The organism is Roseateles saccharophilus (assembly GCF_004342485.1).
Taxonomy (GTDB): Bacteria; Pseudomonadota; Gammaproteobacteria; order Burkholderiales; family Burkholderiaceae_C; genus Pelomonas; species Pelomonas saccharophila.
This window is the reverse complement of the sequence record NZ_SMBU01000020.1, coordinates 1-17,830: the sequence shown is the minus strand read 5'-3', so window position 1 is coordinate 17,830 and position 17,830 is coordinate 1. Positions and strand designations below refer to the sequence as shown.

Sequence of the window (17,830 nt, the reverse complement as noted above, 5' to 3'; positions counted from 1 at the left end):
GGGCCTTACCCGCGGGCTTACTACGCGTCTGCTGTGCGCTATACAATCGCCATATACCTTGTTGCAAGGAGCTTGGCATGTCGATCGGAACTGTGTTCGTTAACAACCGCACCCAGGCAGTTCGCCTGCCCTTGGATGTTCGCCTGCCCGAGGGTGTCAACAAGGTAGAAATCCGCGTCAGGGGCAACGAGCGCATCCTCGCCCCCCTCGGCCAAACTTGGGACAGCTTCTTCCTTGGCGGCCCCAGTGTCAGCGACGACTTCCTACCTGAGCGGGCCTCTCAGCATCAGTCGGAGAGGGATGCGCTCTGATGCTGCGCTACCTGCTGGACACCAACATCGTCATCTACGTGCTGAAACGGCGCCCCGTTGAGGTGCTGGCAACTTTCAACGCGCACGCGAGCCGCATGGCAATCTCTAGCATTACCTTGGCTGAACTCATGCACGGCGCGGAGAAAAGCAGCCGCGTGAGCGAGAACCTTGCTGCTGTCGAAGATTTTTGCAGCCGCCTGGTTGTTCTTCCATACGGCGCCAAGGCCGCCCAGCACTATGGCGCCATCCGTGCCAACTTGGAAAAGCTCGGTCAACCCATCGGGGTGAACGACCTGCACATCGCAGGCCATGCACGTAGCGAGGGCTTGGTGCTCGTCACGAACAACATGGCGGAATTTGAGCGCGTGCCCGCGCTGGAAGTGGAAAACTGGGTCCATCCGGGCGAATGAACCGCTGCCGGTCGGGCATCGGCCGAGAGCTGCAGTTCAACGGCAGTTACAAACCTTGGGCCATTTGAGCAGTAAGACTCACCTCCGCCTCCGGGGGGGAATGTCCCCAGTTCCTAGGGCAAGCCGGCGCGATGGCACGGGCAGACTCCTGCGTCTGTGCATTGAGGTGACCTGCATGAATCTCGTTCGCTCCGCGCTGGCCCTTGCCGTCGTCTACACGCTGGCCGGCTGCGGCAAGTCGTCCACCTCGCTCGGCGAGGGGGCTCCGTCATCAGCGGTTCGGCCGGCCCGGCGGGCGCGCACCATGCCAGCCGTGAGCTGGTCAGGTGCGACGCGCCGGTCGCGACGCTGGCCCTGGTCGAGAACCCCAACGGCTACGCCTATTCCAGCAGCTACCAGCTGCCGTCCAGCCCCGTGCCACTGATACGGCTGCTCGCCCAGCAGAGCGGGTGCTTTCGCGTCGTTGACCGCGCGGCTGGCCTCAAGGCCACGGTGCGCGAGCAGGAACTCAAGGACGCCGGCATCCTGCGCCAGGAGGGCAATACCGTGCACAAGGGCCGGGGCTACGAGGCCCAGTACAGCCTGACGCCCAGCCTGACCTTCAGCGAGCGCGATGCCGGCCGGCAGATCGGCGGCATCCTGCAGGCCATCCCCTATCTGAACAAGCTGGTCGGCGCCGCCGAGCAGGTCAAGCTCAAGCAGGCCCAGGCGGCACTGCTGCTGACCGACAACGAGACCACCGAGCAGATCGCCGCGGCGACCGGCTCGGTCGAGGTGGCCGACCTGGGCGTGGGCGGCGCCATGGTCGGCAAGCTCGGCGGCGCGGCCGGCGCGGGCTGGAGCAATTCCAACGAGGGCAAGGTCATCGCGACCGCCTTCCTGGACGCCCACAACCAGCTCGTCGCCCAGGTTCGGGAGCTGGCGGCCAAGGAGCTGCCGCCGGAGGTGGCCCGGCGCAAGAACGGCCGGGGCTGAGCCGCGCCAACTCCTGGCTATGCTTAGGCCATGCAGTCGGCCAAGCCCTTCAAGATCCCCGAGTCGGTCCTTGTCGTCATCCACACGCCCGACCTGCAGGTGCTGCTGATCGAGCGGGCCGACCACCCCGGCTACTGGCAGAGCGTCACCGGCTCCAAGGATGCGCCCGACGAGCCGCTGGCCGAGACGGCGCGGCGCGAGGTCGAGGAGGAGACCGGCATCAGCGGCGGGACCCTGACCGACTGGAACCTCGTCAACGTCTACGACATCTACCCGCACTGGCGGCATCGCTACGCGCCCGGCGTGACACGTAACACCGAGCATGTCTTCGGCCTGCTGCTGCCCGGGCCCACCGTGCCGCGGTTGGCGCCGCGCGAGCACCTGGCCTGGCAGTGGCTGCCCTGGCACGAGGCGGCCGACCGCTGCTTCTCGCCGTCCAACGCCGAGGCCGTGCTGCAGTTGCCGCGCTTTGTCGCGGTCGAGGCTGCGCCATGAGGTCGGTCGCGCGCCCCATGCCGCATGCGCCCGGCGCGGTGCTGCGCGTGGCCACCTACAACATCCACAAGGGTGTGCGCGGCCTCGGGCCGGCCAAGCGCCTGGAGATCCACAACCTGCAGATGGGCGTCGAGGCGCTGGACGCCGATCTCGTCTGTCTGCAGGAGGTGCGCCATTTCCACCACCTCGAGGCGGCCCAGTTCGACCGCACCTGGTTCGGCTGGCCCGACCAGGGCCAGGCCGAGTTTCTCGCGCCCGACGGCTACGAGGTGGCCTATCGCACCAATGCGACGACCAGGTACGGCGAGCACGGCAATGCATTGCTGTCGCGTTGGCCGATCGGCGACATTGGCCACCACGACGTGTCCGACCACCAGTTCGAGCAGCGTGGCCTGCTGCATGTGCCGGTGCACTGGCAGGGCGCCGTGGTGCATGTCGTCGTCGCCCATCTCGGGCTGATCCATTCGAGCCGTGTGCGCCAGGTCGATCGCCTCGCGGTCTTCGTGCGTGACCACGTGCCGGACGGCGCGCCGGTGCTGGTGGCCGGCGACTTCAACGACTGGGGCGAGCGCCTGGACGCGCCGATGCGCGGCCACGGCCTGCGCCGCGCCGTCGCGCCGCACGGCCGCGGGCGGGCGGCCACCTTCCCGTCGCGGCTGCCGGTCTTCACGCTGGACCGCGTCTACACGCGCGGCCTGCGCTGCACCGGCGTGCAGGTGCCGCGCGGCGCGGCGTGGGCGCGCATGTCCGACCACCTGCCGCTGCTCGTGGAGCTGGCACTCGAATGAGGCGCTTGGGGGCGCGCCGGCGCCGTGCCCGCACCGACCCCGGCTTCGTCGGTGGCAACGAGGCGGAGCTGCTGCGCGGCGGCGACCAGCTCTTTCCACGCATGCTGGAGGCCATCCAGCGGGCCCATGCCGAGGTCTGGCTGGCCACCTACATCTTCCACAGCGACGCGGCCTCGCTGGCCTTGGCCGACGCCCTCGTTGCCGCCGACCGCCGCGGCGTGCGCGTGCGTGTCGTCGTGGACGGCTTCGGCAGCAAGGGCAGCCTGCCCGTGCTGCGCCAGCGGCTGGCCGGCAGCGGCGTCGCGCTGGCCGTGTTCCGGCCCATGGACCGCTGGTGGCACTGGTTCCAGCCCGGCCAGCTGCGCCGCCTGCACCAGAAGCTCTGCGTCGTCGATGGCGCAACGGCCTTCGTCGGCGGCGTCAACATCATCGACGACCGCCTCGACATCCACCACGGATTCAGCGAGTCTCCGCGGCTGGACTTTTCCGTGCAGCTGCGCGGGCCGCTGGTCGCGGCGGTGGCCCAGGGCCTGCGCTCGATCTGGTCGCGCGCCTGGCTGGGCCGCGACTTCGACGACGCGCTGCTCGACTACATCCCGCTGCGCCGCCGCCTGCGCCGCTGGCTGGCCCAGCTCTGGCGCGGCCCGCAGCGCCTGCCCCAGGCCGTGCCGCGGCTGCCGCCGGTCTGCGCGGCCTTCGTCATGCGCGACAACCTGCGCCGCCGCCGCACCATCGAGCATGCCTATGTCGATGCGATCCGCGGCGCGCGCGCGAGCGTCGACCTGATCTGCCCCTACTTCTATCCCGGCCAGCGCATCCGCCTGGCGTTGCGCCGCGCGGCCGACCGCGGCGTGCGCGTGCGCCTGCTGCTGCAGGGCAAGCTGGACTACCGCCTGGCCGGCTGGGCCGCCGAGGCGCTGTATGCCGAACTGATCGGCCACGGCGTCGAGATCTACGAATACACGCCGGCCTTCCTGCACGCCAAGGTCGCCGTCGTCGACGGGCAATGGGCCACGGTCGGCAGCTCCAACATCGACCCGCTGTCCCTGCTGCTCAACCTCGAGGCCAACGTCGTCTTGCGCGACGGCGGCTTCGCGCGCCACCTGGCCGACGAGATCGAGACGGCACTGGCCGTGTCGGCCCGCGTCGGCGAGCGCGGCGGCACCGGCCTGCGCGCGATGCTGCATCGCGCGGCGGTGGCCTGGTTCGCCTACGTCTTCCTGCGCGTGGCCGGGGCGGCGGGGCGCTACTGACCGCCGCCCGTTCGCAGGCTCAGAAGCCCGGCGCGTGCGGCGACTTCAGCGCGCCGCCCTGCACCAGGGCCGCGGCGCGCTCGATGTCGGGCGCCAGATAGTGGTCGGCCGGCATGCTGGCGCAGTGCTCGCGCAGTCGCGCGTGCAGGGCCTCGACGGGCGCCGAGCTCTTGAGCGGGCGCAGGAAGTCGATGCCCTGGGCCGCGGCCAGCAGTTCGATGGCGACGATGTGGGATGTGTTGTCGATCATCGCGTGCAGGCGGCGCGCGGCGAAGGTCGCCATCGACACATGGTCTTCCTGGTTGGCGCTGGTCGGCAGGCTGTCGACGCTGGCCGGGTGGGCCAGGCTCTTGTTCTCGCTGGCCAGGGCCGCGGCCGTCACGTGGGCGATCATGAAGCCGCTGTGCAGGCCGGCGTCGGCCGTCAGGAAGGGCGGCAGGCGCGAGATGCCCGGGTCGATCAGCATCGCGATGCGGCGCTCGGCGATGGCGCCGACCTCGGCGATGGCCAGGGCCAGGTTGTCGGCGGCGAAGGCCACCGGCTCGGCGTGGAAGTTGCCGCCCGAGACCATGCAGTCGTCGAAGACCAGCGGGTTGTCGGTCACCGCATTGGCCTCGCGCTCCAGCACCTGGGCCGCGTGGCGGGCCTGGTCGAGCGCGGCGCCCATCACTTGCGGCTGGCAGCGCAGGCAGTAGGGGTCCTGCACGCGCTCGTCGCCCTCGCGGTGCGACTGGCGGATCGCGCTGCCGGCCAGCAGCTCGCGGTAGATGCCGGCCACCTCGATCTGGCCCGGCTGGCCGCGCACGGCATGGATGCGGGCGTCGAAGGGCCCGTCGGAACCTCTGGCAGCATCCAGCGTCATCGCGCCGCTGGCCAGGGCGGTGGCGAACAGGCCCTCGAAGCGCAGCAGCGCATGCAGGGCCAGGGCCGTACTGGCCTGGGTGCCGTTGATGAGGGCCAGGCCTTCCTTGGCGGCCAGCGTCAGCGGCTGCAGCTTCAGGCGCGCCAGTTCGTCGCGGGCCGACACGCGCTGGCCTTTGACCAGCGCTTCGCCTTCGCCCATCAAGGCCAGCGTCAGGTGGGCCAAGGGCGCCAGGTCACCGCTGGCGCCGACCGAGCCCTGGCAAGGCACATAGGGCACGAAGCCGGCGTTGAAGGCGTCCAGCAGCGCCTGCACGACCTCGCGGCGCACGCCGCTGAAGCCGCGCGCCAGGCTGCCGGCCTTGGTGGCCAGCATCAGGCGCACGACCTCGGGGGACATCGGTGCGCCCACGCCCACCGCATGGCTGCGGATCAGGTTGAGCTGCAGGGCGGCGAGCTGGTCCTTGGCGATGCGCGTGCTGGCCAGCTTGCCGAAGCCGGTGTTGACGCCGTAGACCGGCGCGTCGCCGGCCGCGGCCGCGGCGACGAGTGCGGCGCTCTTGTCGACGGCGCTCCAGTCGGCCAGTTCCAGCGTCGTGCCGGCGGCGATGTCGGCGAGCTGGGCGAGGGTCAGTTGTCCGGGGATGAGTTTCATAGCGAGGGCAGGTTCAGTTCGTTCTTGCGGGCGCAGGCGACTGCGGTCTCGTAGCCGGCGTCGGCATGGCGCATGACGCCGGTGGCGGGGTCGTTCCACAGCACGCGGCGCACGCGTTCGGCCGCGGCGTCGCTGCCGTCGCAGACGATGACGACGCCCGAGTGCTGCGAGTAGCCCATGCCGACGCCGCCGCCATGGTGCAGGCTGACCCAGGTGGCGCCGCCGGCGGTGTTGAGCAGCGCGTTGAGCAGCGGCCAGTCGGAGACGGCGTCGGAGCCGTCCTTCATGCCCTCGGTCTCGCGGTTGGGGCTGGCCACCGAGCCGCTGTCGAGGTGGTCGCGGCCGATGACGATGGGCGCCTTCAGCTCGCCGTTCTTCACCATCTCGTTGAAGGCCAGGCCGGCGAGGTGGCGCTCGCCCAGGCCCAGCCAGCAGATGCGCGCCGGCAGGCCCTGGAAGGCGATGCGCTCGGCAGCCATGTCCAGCCAGCGGTGCAGGGCGGCATGCCTGGGGAACAGTTCCTTGAGCTTGGCGTCGGTCTTGCGGATGTCCTCGGGGTCGCCGGACAGGGCAACCCAGCGGAAGGGGCCCTTGCCTTCGCAGAACAGCGGCCGCACATAGGCGGGCACGAAGCCGGGGAAGTCGAAGGCATTGGCCACGCCCTGGTCCTTGGCGACCTGGCGGATGTTGTTGCCGTAGTCCACCGTCGGGATGCCCTGGGCCTTGAAGGCCAGCATGGCCTGCACATGCACCGCGCAGCCGGCCGCGGCGGCGACCTTCAGCTCCGCATGGCGGGCCGGGTCGGCCGCGGCGGCCTTCCACTGCTCGACGCTCCAGCCCGGCGGGCAGTAGCCGTGGATGAGGTCGTGGGCGCTGGTCTGGTCGGTCACCAGGTCGGGTTTCACGCCGCGCTTCACCAGCTCCGGCAGCACCTCGGCCGCATTGCCCAGCAGCGCGATGGACTTGGCCTCGCCGGCGGTCGTGTACTTGGCGATGCGCGCCAGCGCGTCGTCCAGGTCGCGGGCCTGCTCGTCCACATAGCGGGTCTTGAGCCGGAAGTCGATGCGGCTTTGCTGGCATTCGATGTTCAGCGAGCTGAAGCCCGCGAAGGTGGCCGCCAGCGGCTGGGCACCGCCCATGCCGCCCAGTCCGGCCGTCAGGATCCAGCGGCCGGCCGCAACGCCGCCGAAATGCTGGCGTGCGGCTTCGGCAAAGGTCTCGTAGGTGCCCTGCACGATGCCCTGGCTGCCGATGTAGATCCAGCTGCCGGCCGTCATCTGGCCATACATCATCAGACCCTTGCGGTCCAGCTCGTGGAAGTGTTCCCACGTCGCCCAGGCCGGCACGAGGTTGGAGTTGGCCAGCAGCACGCGCGGCGCATCGGGGTGGGTGCGGAACACGCCCACCGGCTTGCCCGACTGCACCAGCAGGGTCTCGTCGTCGTTCAGTTCGCGCAGCGACTTGAGGATGGCGTCGAAGGCCTCCCAGTTGCGCGCGGCCTTGCCGATGCCGCCGTAGACGACCAGCGCGTCCGGGTTCTCGGCAACGGCCGGATCGAGGTTGTTCTGGAGCATGCGGTAGGCGGCCTCGGTCAGCCAGCTCTTGCAGTGCAGCTGGGTGCCGGTGGGCGCTTTCACGGGGCGGGGCAGGGCGGTCATGGGTGGTTCTCCGACAACGGTGGGCGGACTCTACTTGTCTATACAAGTAAGGTCAACTAGCATGGCCACCATGGCGAAAAGAGAAACCAGCCCCGAGCCGCAATACCTCAAGGTCAAGAACCATCTGCGCGAAGGCATCGCCAGCGGCCATTGGGTGGCCGGCGACCTGCTGCCCAGCGAGGGCGCGCTGGTGGCCCAGTTCGAGGTCAGCCGCATGACGGTGAACCGGGCCCTGCGCGAGCTGGTGCAGGAGGGCCTGATCGAGCGCGTGCAGGGCGTGGGCAGCTTCGTCGCCCAGTTGCACCGCATCTCCTCCACGCTGAACGTGCGCGACGTGCACGAGGAGATCGTCGAGCGCGGCGGCATGCACGAGGCGCGCGTGCATGCGCTGGCGCGCGGCAAGGCCACGTCGCAGCAGGCGGCCGAGCTGGGGCTCAAGCGCGGCGCGCCGGTCTTCCTCAGCCTCATCACCCACCTGGAGAACGGCGTGGCCATCCAGTGCGAGGAGCGGGTCGTCAACCCGGCCTGCGCGCCGGACTACCTGGCCCAGGATTTCACGCGGATCACGCCGACGCACTACCTGCTCGAAGTTGCGCCGCTGTCCGAGGCGCGCTACATGATCGAGGCGGCCCTGCCCGGCGAGGTCGAGGCCAAGCTGCTGGGCATCGGCCGGCGCGACCCCTGCCTGGTCGTCAAGCGCATCACCTACAGCCGCGGCTTGGCCGTGACCAGCGTGAAACTGACGCACCCCGGGGTGCGTTACCAATTGCAAGGGAGCTTCTCGGCATGAACCGAACGGTATCGAGCTGCGGAAAATGCGCGGTTCCCCACAAGCCGTGTCGAGTGCGAGGTTGAAAGCATGAGTTGGAGCAAGGTCAGCGCGGCGGATGTGCAGCCGCAGGCCTGGAAGAACCAGGGCGGTACGACGCGCGAGCTACTCGCCTGGCCGCATAGCCATGATTGGGCGCTGCGCGTCAGCGTCGCCCGCGTGGAGCGCGACGGGCCGTTCTCGGCCTATCCCGGCGTGCACCGCTGGCTGGCCGTCGTCGCCGGCGCCGGCCTGCGCCTGTTCGACTGGCCGCAGGTCGCGGGCGACGAGCCGCTGCGCTTCGACGGCGGGCTGGCACCCGAGGCCGAGCTGATCCACGGCGTCACCCAGGTCTTCAATGTGATGGAGAGGCGCGGCAACCTGCAGGTCGAGTCGGCCCGCCATGTGCTGCTGCCGCGCACGCCTTGGGTGGGCCTGTTCACGGTCAAGGGCGGCCTGCTCGAGCACGGCCACCGCGCGATGCCGATGGCGCCGCTGACGCTGGCCTGGTGCGAATCGCCCGTGGTGCAGAGCTGCGTCTTCACCGGCGAGGGCGATGCCTGGTGGCTGACCTGGAGCCCGGAATGAAGCTCTGGCGTGGTGGCCGCCTGGCCACGCTCGCCGGCGACAGCGGCTGGGGCCTGATCGACGACGGGGCGCTGCTGGTCGAGGACGGCCTGCTGCGCTGGGTCGGCCCGGCGGCCGAACTGCCGGCCGAGGCCGCCGCGGCCGAGGTCATCGAACTCGGCGGCGCCCTCGTCACGCCGGGCTTCGTCGACTGCCACACCCATCTGGTCTATGGCGGCAGCCGCGCCAACGAATTCGAGCAGCGTCTGCTGGGCGCGAGCTATGCCGACATCGCCAAGGCCGGCGGCGGCATCCGCTCGACCGTCGCCGCGACGCGCGCCGCCAGCGAGGCCGAGCTGCTGGCCAGCGCCTCCAAGCGCGCCCAGGCGCTGATGCGCGAGGGCGTGACGACGCTGGAGGTCAAGAGCGGCTACGGCCTGGAAGCGGCCACCGAGGCGCGCATGCTGCGCGTCGCGCGCAAGCTCGGGCGTCTGGGCGTCGACGTGCGCACCACCTACCTGGCCGCCCATGCGCTGCCGCCGGAGTTCGCCGACGCCGACGACTACATCGCCGCCGTCTGCCTGTGGTTGCCGGACCTGCACGGGCAGGGCCTCGTCGACGCGGTGGACGCCTTCTGCGAGCACATCGCCTTCAGCCCCGCCCAGGTTTCCCGGGTCTTCGACGCGGCCCAGCGCCTGGGCCTGCCCGTGAAGCTGCATGCCGAGCAGTTGAGCGACCAGGGCGGCGCCCAGCTCGCGGCCGGCTATCGGGCACTGAGCTGCGACCATCTCGAATTCCTCAGCCCGGCCGGCGTGCGGGCGCTTGGTGAGGCCGGCACCGTGGCCGTGCTGCTGCCCGGCGCCTTCTATGCGCTGCGCGAGACCCAGTTGCCACCGATCGCCGCGCTGCGCCAGGCCGGCGTGCCCATCGCGATCGCGACCGACCACAACCCCGGCAGCTCGCCGACGCTGTCGCCGCTGCTGATGCTGAACATGGCCTGCGTGCTGTTCCGCCTGACGCCCGAGGAGGCGCTGCGCGGCCTGACCGTCAACGGTGCCCGCGCGCTGGGCCTGGCCGACCGCGGCCGCCTCGTGGCCGGCCAGCGCGCCGACTTCTGCATCTGGGATAGCGAACATCCGCGAGAGCTGGCAGCATGCTTCGGCCATAACCCGCTGAAAGAACGGGTCTGGCAAGGAAGCCATCAGGGAGAGTCATGAGCGTCTACCGTCTGCAGCAGGGCCGTGCGCCCCTGCTCATCAGCCTGCCGCACGTCGGCACCGAGCTGCCGCCCGAGCTGCATGAGCGCCTCGTGCCGCGCGCCCTGGCCAGCGAGGACACCGACTGGCACCTGGAGCGCCTGTACCGGCCCATCGTCGAGCAGCTCGGTGCCAGCCTCCTCGTGCCGCGCTACAGCCGCTACGTCATCGACCTGAACCGGCCGCCGGACGACCAGCCCCTCTACCCGGGTGCCGCTGGCGGCACCGGCCTGGTGCCTACGCATTTCTTCACCAGCGAGCCGCTCTACCGCGAGGGCGCCGAGCCCGACGCGGCCGAGATCGCCGCGCGCCGCGAAGCCTGCTGGCGGCCCTACCACGAGGCCCTGGCCGCCGAGCTCGAGCGCCTGCGCGCCGAGCATGGCCATGCGCTGCTGTTCGACGGCCACAGCATCCGCTCCGAGCTGCCCTGGCTGTTCGACGGCGAGCTGCCGGCCCTCAACCTCGGCACGGCCGACGGCGCCTCCTGCGCGCCGGCCATCACCGAGCGCCTGGGCGCGCTGCTGGCCGGGCAGACGGCCTACAGCCAGGTCGTCAACGGCCGCTTCAAGGGCGGCTACATCACGCGCCACCACGGCCAGCCCGGCCGCGGCGTGCATGCGGTGCAGCTCGAGATGTCCCAGCGCTGCTACATGGACGAGGCCTCCGACCCGCGCACGGCCTATGACGAGGCGAAGGCGGCCCAGGTCGCGCCGCTGCTCGAACGGATGCTGCAGGAGCTGCTGTCATGCCCGGTCTGAAGCGGCTGCACGCCCCCCTGGCCTGGGTCGACGGTCGTTGGCAGCGCGACGTGCTGCTCAGCATCGAGAACGGCCACTGGGCCGAGGTCCAGCCCGGCCTGCCGCTGCCGCCCGATGCCGAGCGGCTGGGCGGCCCGCTGATCCCCAGCCTCGTCAACGCGCACAGCCATGCCTTCCAGCGCGCCTTCGTCGGCCTGGCCGAGCGCCGCGAGGCCGGCCAGGACGACTTCTGGAGCTGGCGCGACCGCATGTATGCGCTGGCCCTGCGCATCTCGCCCGAGCAGCTGCGCGCCGTCGCCACCCAGCTCTACGGCGAGCTGCTGCGTGGCGGCTACACCCAGGTCTGCGAGTTCCACTACCTGCACCACCCCGCCGCGGGCGAGCATTTCGACGACGAACTGGCCATGGCCTGGGCGTTGGCCGAGGCCGCCGAGGACGCCGGCATCGGCCTGACGCTGCTGCCCGTCGTCTACACGCGCAGCGGCTTCGGCGCCGGCGGCCTCAGGCCCGACCAGCACCGCTTCGCGGCCGACGCCGACTGGGCCTGGAACGCCAGCCAGCGCATTGCCGGGGCCGGCCTGCCGCGTGTGAACGCCGGCCTGGCCCTGCATTCGCTGCGCGGCGCCGCGCCCGAGGACATCGCGCGGCTGTGCCGCCTCGCCGGCGATGCCGACCTGGCCCTGCACATCCATGTCGCCGAGCAGATCGCCGAGGTGGACGCCTGCGTCGCCGCGACCGGGCGGCGCCCCATCCAGTGGCTGGCCGACGAGGTCGGGCTGGACCCGCGTTGGCAGCTGGTGCACGCGACGCATGCGCTGCCCGCCGAGATAGCCGCGGTGGCCGCCAGCGGCGCCGGCATCGTCATCTGCCCCGGCACCGAGGCCAACCTGGGCGACGGCCTGGCCGATCTGCCGCGCTGGCTGGCCGGCGGCGTGCCGATGACGGTGGGCTCGGACAGCCAGGTCACGCGCGGCTGGGTCGAGGAGCTGCGCTGGCTGGAGTACGGCCAGCGCCTCGTTGCGCAAAAGCGCAATGTCGCCGCCGATCCCGCCGTCCAGCCGTCCAGCGCGGCACGTCTGTTCGACGCGGCCGTCACCGGCGGTGCGCGCGCGGCCGGCTTCGCGCGCTGGGGCCTGACGCCCGGTGCGCGTGCCGACGCCCTGGTGCTGAACCGCGACGCCGATGCGCTGCGCGGCCTGCCCGACGAGGCCCTGCTCGACGCCGTCGTCTTCGGCAGCAACGGCTCGCCCTGGCAGTCGATGTGGGTGGCGGGCAGGGCCCATCCCTGGCGCGCACCCACCCGAGTGGGGGAGGCATTTGGCGCCGCCATGCGCGAGCTTTGGGCGTCGGAATGACGCAAGTCGATCAGAAATAGCTACGCTCGTGCCATCCGTGCGAACGGCGAGGAGGGCGAAATGATCGACATGAGCCAATTCCCGATCCGGGCGAGGCTGGCCGCCGTGGGCGTGCTGGCCGGTCTGGGCATGCTGCTGATCGGCGGATCCGGCCTGCTGGCCCAGTCCGATGCGCGCGAGCAGCTCAAGCGCTTCGTCGACAACGACGTCGAGGCGCTCGCCCAGCTGTCCAATGCGCGCGCCGCGGTCGGCAACCTGCGGCGCTACGAGAAGGACACGCTGATCAACATGGCCGACGCCCAGACCGTCGCCAAATACCGCAAGGACTGGGAGGAGGCCGAGGCCAAGGCCCGTGCCGCGCTCGACAAGGCGGCCACGCTGAAGCTGAGCGCCGAGATCCTGACCGAGGTGGCCGGGGCCCAGGGCGCGCTGAAGGCCTACCGCGAAGGCTTCCAGCCCTTCGCGGAGCGAGTCGCCAAGGGCGAATTCCCCGACACCGCCGAGGCCAACAAGGGCATGGGCGCGATCAAGGACCCGGTGCGGGCGCTGGACAAGGAACTGGCCGCGCTGACCAAGCTCATCGACAGCAACTCCGAGACGCAGATCGCCCAGATCGACGCGCGCTTCGCGTCGTCGCGCACCGGGCTGATTGTGCTGCTGGTGGTGGCCATCGTCGTGCTGACGCTGCTGCTGCGCGCCAATTCCCAGTCCATCCTCGGCTCGCTGCGGCGGGCGGTGAACGCAGCCGAGCGCATCGCGCGCCAGGACCTGACCGGCGAGGTGCCCGTCCGCGGCCGCGACGAGACGGCCCAGCTGATGAAGGGCATGGCGAGCATGCAGGACGCCCTCGTCGACGTCGTGCGCCATGTGCGCGGCGCGACCGACAACATCGCCAATGCATCCAAGGAGGTGGCTGTCGGCAGCCAGGACCTGAGTACGCGCACCGAGCAGGCCGCCTCCAATCTGCAGGAGACGGCGTCGGCGATGGAGGAGCTGACCGCCAGCGTCACGCACAACGCCGAGGCGGCTGCGCGCGCCAACCAACTGGCCGGCGATGCGGCCCAGGTGGCGCGCCGCGGCGGTGACGTCGTCACCGAGGTGGTCGCGACGATGGGCCTCATCAGCAGCAGTTCGCACAAGATCAGCGACATCATCGGCACCATCGACGGCATCGCCTTCCAGACCAACATCCTGGCGTTGAATGCGGCCGTGGAGGCCGCGCGCGCCGGCGAGCAGGGGCGCGGTTTCGCCGTCGTCGCCTCCGAGGTGCGCACGCTGGCCCAGCGCAGCGCCGAGGCGGCCAAGGAGATCAAGGCGCTGATCACGCGCAGCGGCGAGAACGTCGACAGCGGCACGGCCCTGGTCGCCCAGGCCGGCGAGACGATGCAGGAGATCAACGCGTCCATCGCCCGGGTCAGCGGCATCGTCGCCGAGATCAGCCACGCCACCAGCGAGCAGAGTACCGGCATCGGCCAGATCGGCCAGGCCATCTCGCGGCTGGACGAGATGACGCAGCGCAATGCCGCGCTCGTCGAGGAATCCGCCGCCGCCGCTCAGAGCCTGCAGCAGCAGGCCGACGAGCTGTCCAGGTCGGTGGCGGTGTTCAAGCTCGGCTGAGCTCGGCCAGGGCCCGGGCGGGGCGCAGCGCGCCGACGTCCAGGCCGCGCCAGTTGCGCAGCGCCAGGTGGCTGTAGCCGCGCAGCAACTCGTCCTCGGTGTGCAGCAGGGCCTGGGCGACGGCGGCCATCGCGGCCTCGGCCGCGCGCACGGCGCCGTCGTCGATCTTCAGCGCGACACCCAGGCCCAGTTCGGGCAGGGCCGCGCAATAGACGCCCTCGGCGCCCACCTTGCAGAACAGGCGTTCGCCCCAGGCCTGCATCACGCGGGTGTCGAAGCGGTCCGTGCCGCCCACCATGAAGGGGGCGGCGGCCACGGCCTGGCGCAGTCGGCGCGCGGCGCGGGCATGGCCGTCGGACAGGCCTTGGCCGGTGCCGCAGCGGGCGAAGGCCAGTGCGAGCGCGCGCAGCGGCAGCGCGAAGGTCGGGATGGAGCAGCCGTCGGTGCCACGCGGGGCCTTCTCGACATCGACGCCCGTGGCCGCCGACAGCGCGGCCGACACCTCGCGCATGACCGTGTGCTCGGCTCTCACGTAGCCGCGCACGAACTCGGCGGCCTCGGCACCCGTGTTGCGAGACATCAGGCAGGCGACGCAGACGAAGCCGCTGTGCTTGCCCGAGCAGTTGTTGTGCAGCGGCGTGGCCAGCTCGCCGCGCGCCACCATGCCGCGCAGCACCGGCTCGCGGCTGGGCCATTGCGTGCCGCATTCGAGCGCGCTCTCGTCCAGCCCCAGCCGGGCCAGCAGGCCGGCGGCGGTCGCCACATGCTCGGGCTCGCCGCTGTGCGAGGCGCAGGCCAGCGCCAGCTCGGCATCGTTCAGCCCATAGGCCTCGGCGGCGCCGCTGGCCACCAGGGGCAGGGCCTGCAGCAGCTTGACGGCCGAGCGCGGGAAGACGGGCCGCTCGATGTCGCCCAGGGCCGTGTGCACGGCGCCCGAGGCATCCACGATGGCCAGGGCACCGGCATGGCGCGACTCGACGGCGTCGCCGCGCAGCGCCTCGATGAGGATGGGGTTCATGCCATCAGTCTAAGGAAACCTTCGCAGCTTCGGCTGCAGGGCTGTTTCGTTGCGCTCTCGATCCCGCAAGGCTGCGGTGATCGGCATGAGGGATTGCAGGCCGGACATTCAAGGTGCAAGTCGCGACCGGCTGGACCATGCCCCGGGCAAGGAGGATCTGATGGTCAACGAGACCCGGGCGTCGCTGATGCAATCGCTGGACGCGCGCGACTCGACTCGGCGGCTCTGGGCATGGTGGTGTGGCAACCTGAAGGGCTGCGGACGGTTGACTTGATTGCCTGGGCGCGGACGTCCGCCAGCCAAATGCCGATGCAGCGGATAGGACGGGTATGCAGCGTAAGCTGACATACTATGATCCGCGTTGAAGCGGAAAAATTATGCAGATCGCCACGAAATCTATAGTCAATCATTTCGTAAGCGCGCTAGTAGGCCCTCTACTACTGGTGCTCGGCATGTTGTTATTATTGGGTTTGACCACGGGCTCTGCTATCGCAGCATCTCCAATCCTCTACTTCGCCGGCGAACTGGAGCTCCAAGTTAATGGTGAGCTAATAAACTATCGGCGCTTCTGGAAGTGTGAGCCGAAGACGCAAATTCGACCTGCTCAAAACGAATTGTTCAAACAGCACTATGTGCAGGTTCCTGTGCCGCGCAATTTTATTGCGATCCGCTCGGATCAAGGTCGTGCCGTCATCGTCGACAACTGGATAGGTTGCAAATCTGAACGCGACCGCATCGGCGCTGGGCTCCGTCAGATCACGATTTATGATCGGGCTGATGACCCGTCATATGGCGAGATTCTTTATACGAAGCTCGGCGCGCCGGCAGCGAGTGTTCCAAATCCCACGAAGCGCTCATTTCACGTGCGAGTGATCAAGGATTCCAGGAGAGAAATTGGAGCAGCAGAATACCAGGAACCAAAATCATCCTCGGACAACTCGGGGACGGGCCTCCTGAATCGCCTGATTCAGAAGGCCGCTTACTCATTGACGGTCGAGGTGATCTCCTGGAACACGATGGGCAAGACCGGAGTTCGGACGTCCCTCTCGTTGACAGAAGATGGCTGGGTTGCGTCAGATATTCGAGCTCCAGCGTTAAACGATCAGGTATTGGGTCCACTCCGCCCGCCGCACAACAAATCGCTTTATCCGCTGCCATTGCAGGCGAGCATTCCACGGATTCCGAAAGGAATGCGAGTATTGGTGGCTGGCCAAGTCGTCGAACTGGACGGCCGGGGATTCGGAGAGATTACGCCGCCTCCTTCAGGGCTCAGCATGGCTAGGGTCTATGCAAGTGTGGATTCGAGCGCATGGTCCCTATCCTGCACGATGCTGCCGGGGCCCGAATGCCCGAAGCCACTGCCGTGAATTGCAAGGCCTGTCCGTTACCGAGGATCGGAAACGTCTAGAGCGACTGCTTCCAGCCTGCCACTGCCTATCACAGGATGGCAGGCAGGTCCGCAGCGGAGGTCGTTCAGTACTTTCAGACAAGTGACTGCTGTTGCGCAGTTGTCACGACCAAAAATGATGGGATTAACGAAGGTCGTCGCCCATAACGGCAGTCACCAGCGCCTGTACCAAGGATCGTCTAGGTGCAAACCCTGACTCCGTTTTCATACTAACCAGTTCTCAGTGCGGCAGAATTTCAGAAAACAATTTTCACACTCAGGGGGAGCGAGTTGGAGCTCGGGAAGCAGTTGTCTGCAATGGAGGCGGAGCGCATATATTCCGGCGCGAACTCCGCCATTTGGCATTCGCACCATGAGGCGAGCCACCACAGCCTACTTACAACGAGAGAAGAGGACTATGTCGCTACCCTCATCAGGGTAGGCACACCACTTCTAGCCGCGCGCTGGGCTGAGGTGCTTGCTCCTCACGGCGTATCGATACGCATCTCTGGCGTCTTCTGTCACGCACGCCCGCAGGTAAGGTTCGCCCATCCCGGATCTCCCATTGAGTTGGCGGACCTCCTGATCGTCCATCGCCATACGGCGAAGACGAAAAGAAGCGTCTGCCGGGCGCTTCTGGTGCAGGCAAAAATGTCTGACGATGGCACCCATGTGCTTGCGTCAAACGACGCGCAATTGCACTTGTTTACCACTTGGCCCGACTTCAATTTCGTGGATCGCTCGATGGATCCGGCAGTTCGGAAGCTCAATGAGAAGGGAAAGGGAAGTCGCTATGCGCTTGTAAGAAAGGCGCATGACTTTCCTGAAGATATATCGTGGCCAGACCAAAGTCCTTGGGCTGAAGCCAAGGCCGCATTGCTCCTCGAAGGAACAAAGTCCTTCGCGAGAACACTAGGCGACATGCTCCTTGGCCGCGATGGCAGGCCGACAAACCTTATCAGGCCGACAAATGACTGGTCCCGACTCATTGCCGAGTTATTGAAGATCACAGGAGCAAAGACATTTCGTCGCTCGAACATCAGGCTGGATCCGAAGCCCCGGCTGACCGAGACGGAGTTTCCCGGCGAGCGGACGCTGTTCATGGCGCACTCCAAGAGCTTCACTTCGGCCCCGGGAAGCTTGATGAGTATTCTTGGCGTAAATTTTCTGCCAATATCTCAAACTTCTTCCGGCGGAGGCGACAACGTCGGCTCTTTGATCGTTAGTTAGTCCTGAATCCGTGACTGTTGCCCGAGCTGGGAGCGGCAAGTCGTTGATCTGGCGCGTGAATTGCGCGTAGCAAGGCGCTGGCGGTGGACACCCTGAGGGTGAAGATGTCGAGGTAATGCGGGTCGGGACGCCCGAGTTCGACACCAAATCGCCGTTTTGCGCGATTTCCGGCGGGCGGCTCGTTTTGAATCAATGACTTAGAGTGGCTTTGCGCGATTTTCTGTAGTGGCAATGTTTAGTATGCTAGGTGTTGGCAATGAAATTGCCTGCAGCTACACTTGGCCGCATGTTCATCAAGCACACCCGCGCCGGCGGCCACACCTACGCCCAGTTGGTGGAGTCGTTCCGCGATGAACACGGCAAGCCCCGTCAGCGCACCGTCGCCACCTTGGGTCGCGTCGACGAGAGCGGCGGCCAGGTCGATGCGC

Annotated in this window: 16 protein-coding genes and 1 pseudogene; 14 read left to right on the top strand and 3 right to left on the bottom strand. The window is 68.6% G+C overall.

Annotated elements, in window-relative coordinates; translation table 11 throughout:
• Window positions 1-77: 77 nt before the first annotated feature.
• The 6 genes and pseudogenes from vapB (at window position 78) to clsB (ending at window position 4,232) form a co-directional block, all read left to right on the top strand.
• Window positions 78-311 (top strand): type II toxin-antitoxin system VapB family antitoxin, encoded by a 234-nt coding sequence (gene vapB / locus EV671_RS16170; protein WP_132573575.1) that lies wholly within the window; start codon window positions 78-80, stop codon window positions 309-311.
• Window positions 311-721, top strand: coding sequence for a type II toxin-antitoxin system tRNA(fMet)-specific endonuclease VapC (gene vapC / locus EV671_RS16165; protein ID WP_132573573.1), 411 nt, complete (start codon window positions 311-313; stop codon window positions 719-721). Before vapB ends, vapC begins: the two co-directional genes overlap by 1 nt.
• Before the next feature lie 175 nt (window positions 722-896).
• Window positions 897-1,696: pseudogene (locus tag EV671_RS16160) on the top strand (CsgG/HfaB family protein).
• A 30-nt stretch (window positions 1,697-1,726) separates the two neighbouring features.
• Window positions 1,727-2,191: a dihydroneopterin triphosphate diphosphatase gene (gene nudB / locus EV671_RS16155; RefSeq protein ID WP_132573571.1), complete on the top strand. Its 465-nt coding sequence runs from the start codon at window positions 1,727-1,729 to the stop codon at window positions 2,189-2,191.
• A complete protein-coding gene (locus EV671_RS16150; RefSeq protein WP_243655764.1) occupies window positions 2,188-2,979 on the top strand; it encodes an endonuclease/exonuclease/phosphatase family protein in 792 nt (263 codons plus the stop codon). Before nudB ends, EV671_RS16150 begins: the two co-directional genes overlap by 4 nt.
• A complete protein-coding gene (clsB, locus tag EV671_RS16145) occupies window positions 2,976-4,232 on the top strand; it encodes a cardiolipin synthase ClsB (protein WP_132573569.1) in 1,257 nt (418 codons plus the stop codon). The genes EV671_RS16150 and clsB overlap by 4 nt, the downstream gene beginning before the upstream one ends.
• A gap of 19 nt (window positions 4,233-4,251) precedes the next feature.
• Here clsB and hutH read toward each other — a convergent pair whose 3' ends face one another.
• Window positions 4,252-5,748 (bottom strand): histidine ammonia-lyase, encoded by a 1,497-nt coding sequence (gene hutH / locus EV671_RS16140; RefSeq protein ID WP_132573567.1) that lies wholly within the window; start codon window positions 5,746-5,748, stop codon window positions 4,252-4,254.
• On the bottom strand, window positions 5,745-7,406 hold the full coding sequence (gene hutU / locus EV671_RS16135) for a urocanate hydratase (RefSeq protein WP_132573565.1): 1,662 nt from the start codon (window positions 7,404-7,406) through the stop codon (window positions 5,745-5,747). Before hutU ends, hutH begins: the two co-directional genes overlap by 4 nt.
• Before the next feature lie 70 nt (window positions 7,407-7,476).
• Between hutU and hutC the strand changes: the two genes are divergently transcribed.
• The 6 genes from hutC (at window position 7,477) to EV671_RS27795 (ending at window position 13,767) form a co-directional block, all read left to right on the top strand.
• Window positions 7,477-8,196, top strand: coding sequence for a histidine utilization repressor (gene hutC, locus EV671_RS16130; protein WP_132573563.1), 720 nt, complete (start codon window positions 7,477-7,479; stop codon window positions 8,194-8,196).
• Between the two features lie 69 nt (window positions 8,197-8,265).
• Window positions 8,266-8,802, top strand: coding sequence for a HutD/Ves family protein (locus EV671_RS16125; protein WP_132573561.1), 537 nt, complete (start codon window positions 8,266-8,268; stop codon window positions 8,800-8,802).
• Window positions 8,799-9,998, top strand: coding sequence for an imidazolonepropionase (gene hutI, locus EV671_RS16120; protein WP_132573560.1), 1,200 nt, complete (start codon window positions 8,799-8,801; stop codon window positions 9,996-9,998). Before EV671_RS16125 ends, hutI begins: the two co-directional genes overlap by 4 nt.
• Complete coding sequence (gene hutG, locus EV671_RS16115; protein ID WP_132573558.1) at window positions 9,995-10,795, top strand: N-formylglutamate deformylase; 801 nt, start codon at window positions 9,995-9,997, stop codon at window positions 10,793-10,795. Before hutI ends, hutG begins: the two co-directional genes overlap by 4 nt.
• Window positions 10,783-12,150: a formimidoylglutamate deiminase gene (gene hutF, locus EV671_RS16110; RefSeq protein ID WP_132573556.1), complete on the top strand. Its 1,368-nt coding sequence runs from the start codon at window positions 10,783-10,785 to the stop codon at window positions 12,148-12,150. Before hutG ends, hutF begins: the two co-directional genes overlap by 13 nt.
• Window positions 12,151-12,210: 60 nt before the next feature.
• Complete coding sequence (locus tag EV671_RS27795; RefSeq protein WP_132573554.1) at window positions 12,211-13,767, top strand: methyl-accepting chemotaxis protein; 1,557 nt, start codon at window positions 12,211-12,213, stop codon at window positions 13,765-13,767.
• On the opposite strand, the gene EV671_RS16100 is transcribed toward EV671_RS27795, so the two are convergent.
• Window positions 13,754-14,785, bottom strand: a complete 1,032-nt coding sequence (locus tag EV671_RS16100) for an asparaginase (protein WP_132573552.1) — start codon at window positions 14,783-14,785, stop codon at window positions 13,754-13,756. The genes EV671_RS27795 and EV671_RS16100 overlap by 14 nt on opposite strands.
• A gap of 377 nt (window positions 14,786-15,162) precedes the next feature.
• Here EV671_RS16100 and EV671_RS16095 point away from each other — a divergent pair, with 377 nt between their 5' ends.
• Window positions 15,163-16,152, top strand: coding sequence for a hypothetical protein (locus EV671_RS16095; protein WP_132573550.1), 990 nt, complete (start codon window positions 15,163-15,165; stop codon window positions 16,150-16,152).
• Window positions 16,153-16,742: 590 nt separating this feature from the next.
• Window positions 16,743-17,402, top strand: a complete 660-nt coding sequence (locus EV671_RS16090) for a hypothetical protein (protein ID WP_132573548.1) — start codon at window positions 16,743-16,745, stop codon at window positions 17,400-17,402.
• The last annotated feature ends 428 nt before the right edge of the window (window positions 17,403-17,830 follow it).

Bases quoted from the DNA above. Each gene is read 5' to 3' on its own strand.
- vapB (WP_132573575.1), top strand. From the start codon at position 78: ATGTCGATCGGAACTGTGTTCGTTAACAACCGCACCCAGGCAGTTCGC.
- vapC (WP_132573573.1), top strand. From the start codon at position 311: ATGCTGCGCTACCTGCTGGACACCAACATCGTCATCTACGTGCTGAAA.
- nudB (WP_132573571.1), top strand. From the start codon at position 1,727: ATGCAGTCGGCCAAGCCCTTCAAGATCCCCGAGTCGGTCCTTGTCGTC.
- EV671_RS16150 (WP_243655764.1), top strand. From the start codon at position 2,188: ATGAGGTCGGTCGCGCGCCCCATGCCGCATGCGCCCGGCGCGGTGCTG.
- clsB (WP_132573569.1), top strand. From the start codon at position 2,976: ATGAGGCGCTTGGGGGCGCGCCGGCGCCGTGCCCGCACCGACCCCGGC.
- hutH (WP_132573567.1), bottom strand. From the start codon at position 5,748: ATGAAACTCATCCCCGGACAACTGACCCTCGCCCAGCTCGCCGACATC.
- hutU (WP_132573565.1), bottom strand. From the start codon at position 7,406: ATGACCGCCCTGCCCCGCCCCGTGAAAGCGCCCACCGGCACCCAGCTG.
- hutC (WP_132573563.1), top strand. From the start codon at position 7,477: ATGGCGAAAAGAGAAACCAGCCCCGAGCCGCAATACCTCAAGGTCAAG.
- EV671_RS16125 (WP_132573561.1), top strand. From the start codon at position 8,266: ATGAGTTGGAGCAAGGTCAGCGCGGCGGATGTGCAGCCGCAGGCCTGG.
- hutI (WP_132573560.1), top strand. From the start codon at position 8,799: ATGAAGCTCTGGCGTGGTGGCCGCCTGGCCACGCTCGCCGGCGACAGC.
- hutG (WP_132573558.1), top strand. From the start codon at position 9,995: ATGAGCGTCTACCGTCTGCAGCAGGGCCGTGCGCCCCTGCTCATCAGC.
- hutF (WP_132573556.1), top strand. From the start codon at position 10,783: ATGCCCGGTCTGAAGCGGCTGCACGCCCCCCTGGCCTGGGTCGACGGT.
- EV671_RS27795 (WP_132573554.1), top strand. From the start codon at position 12,211: ATGATCGACATGAGCCAATTCCCGATCCGGGCGAGGCTGGCCGCCGTG.
- EV671_RS16100 (WP_132573552.1), bottom strand. From the start codon at position 14,785: ATGAACCCCATCCTCATCGAGGCGCTGCGCGGCGACGCCGTCGAGTCG.
- EV671_RS16095 (WP_132573550.1), top strand. From the start codon at position 15,163: ATGCAGATCGCCACGAAATCTATAGTCAATCATTTCGTAAGCGCGCTA.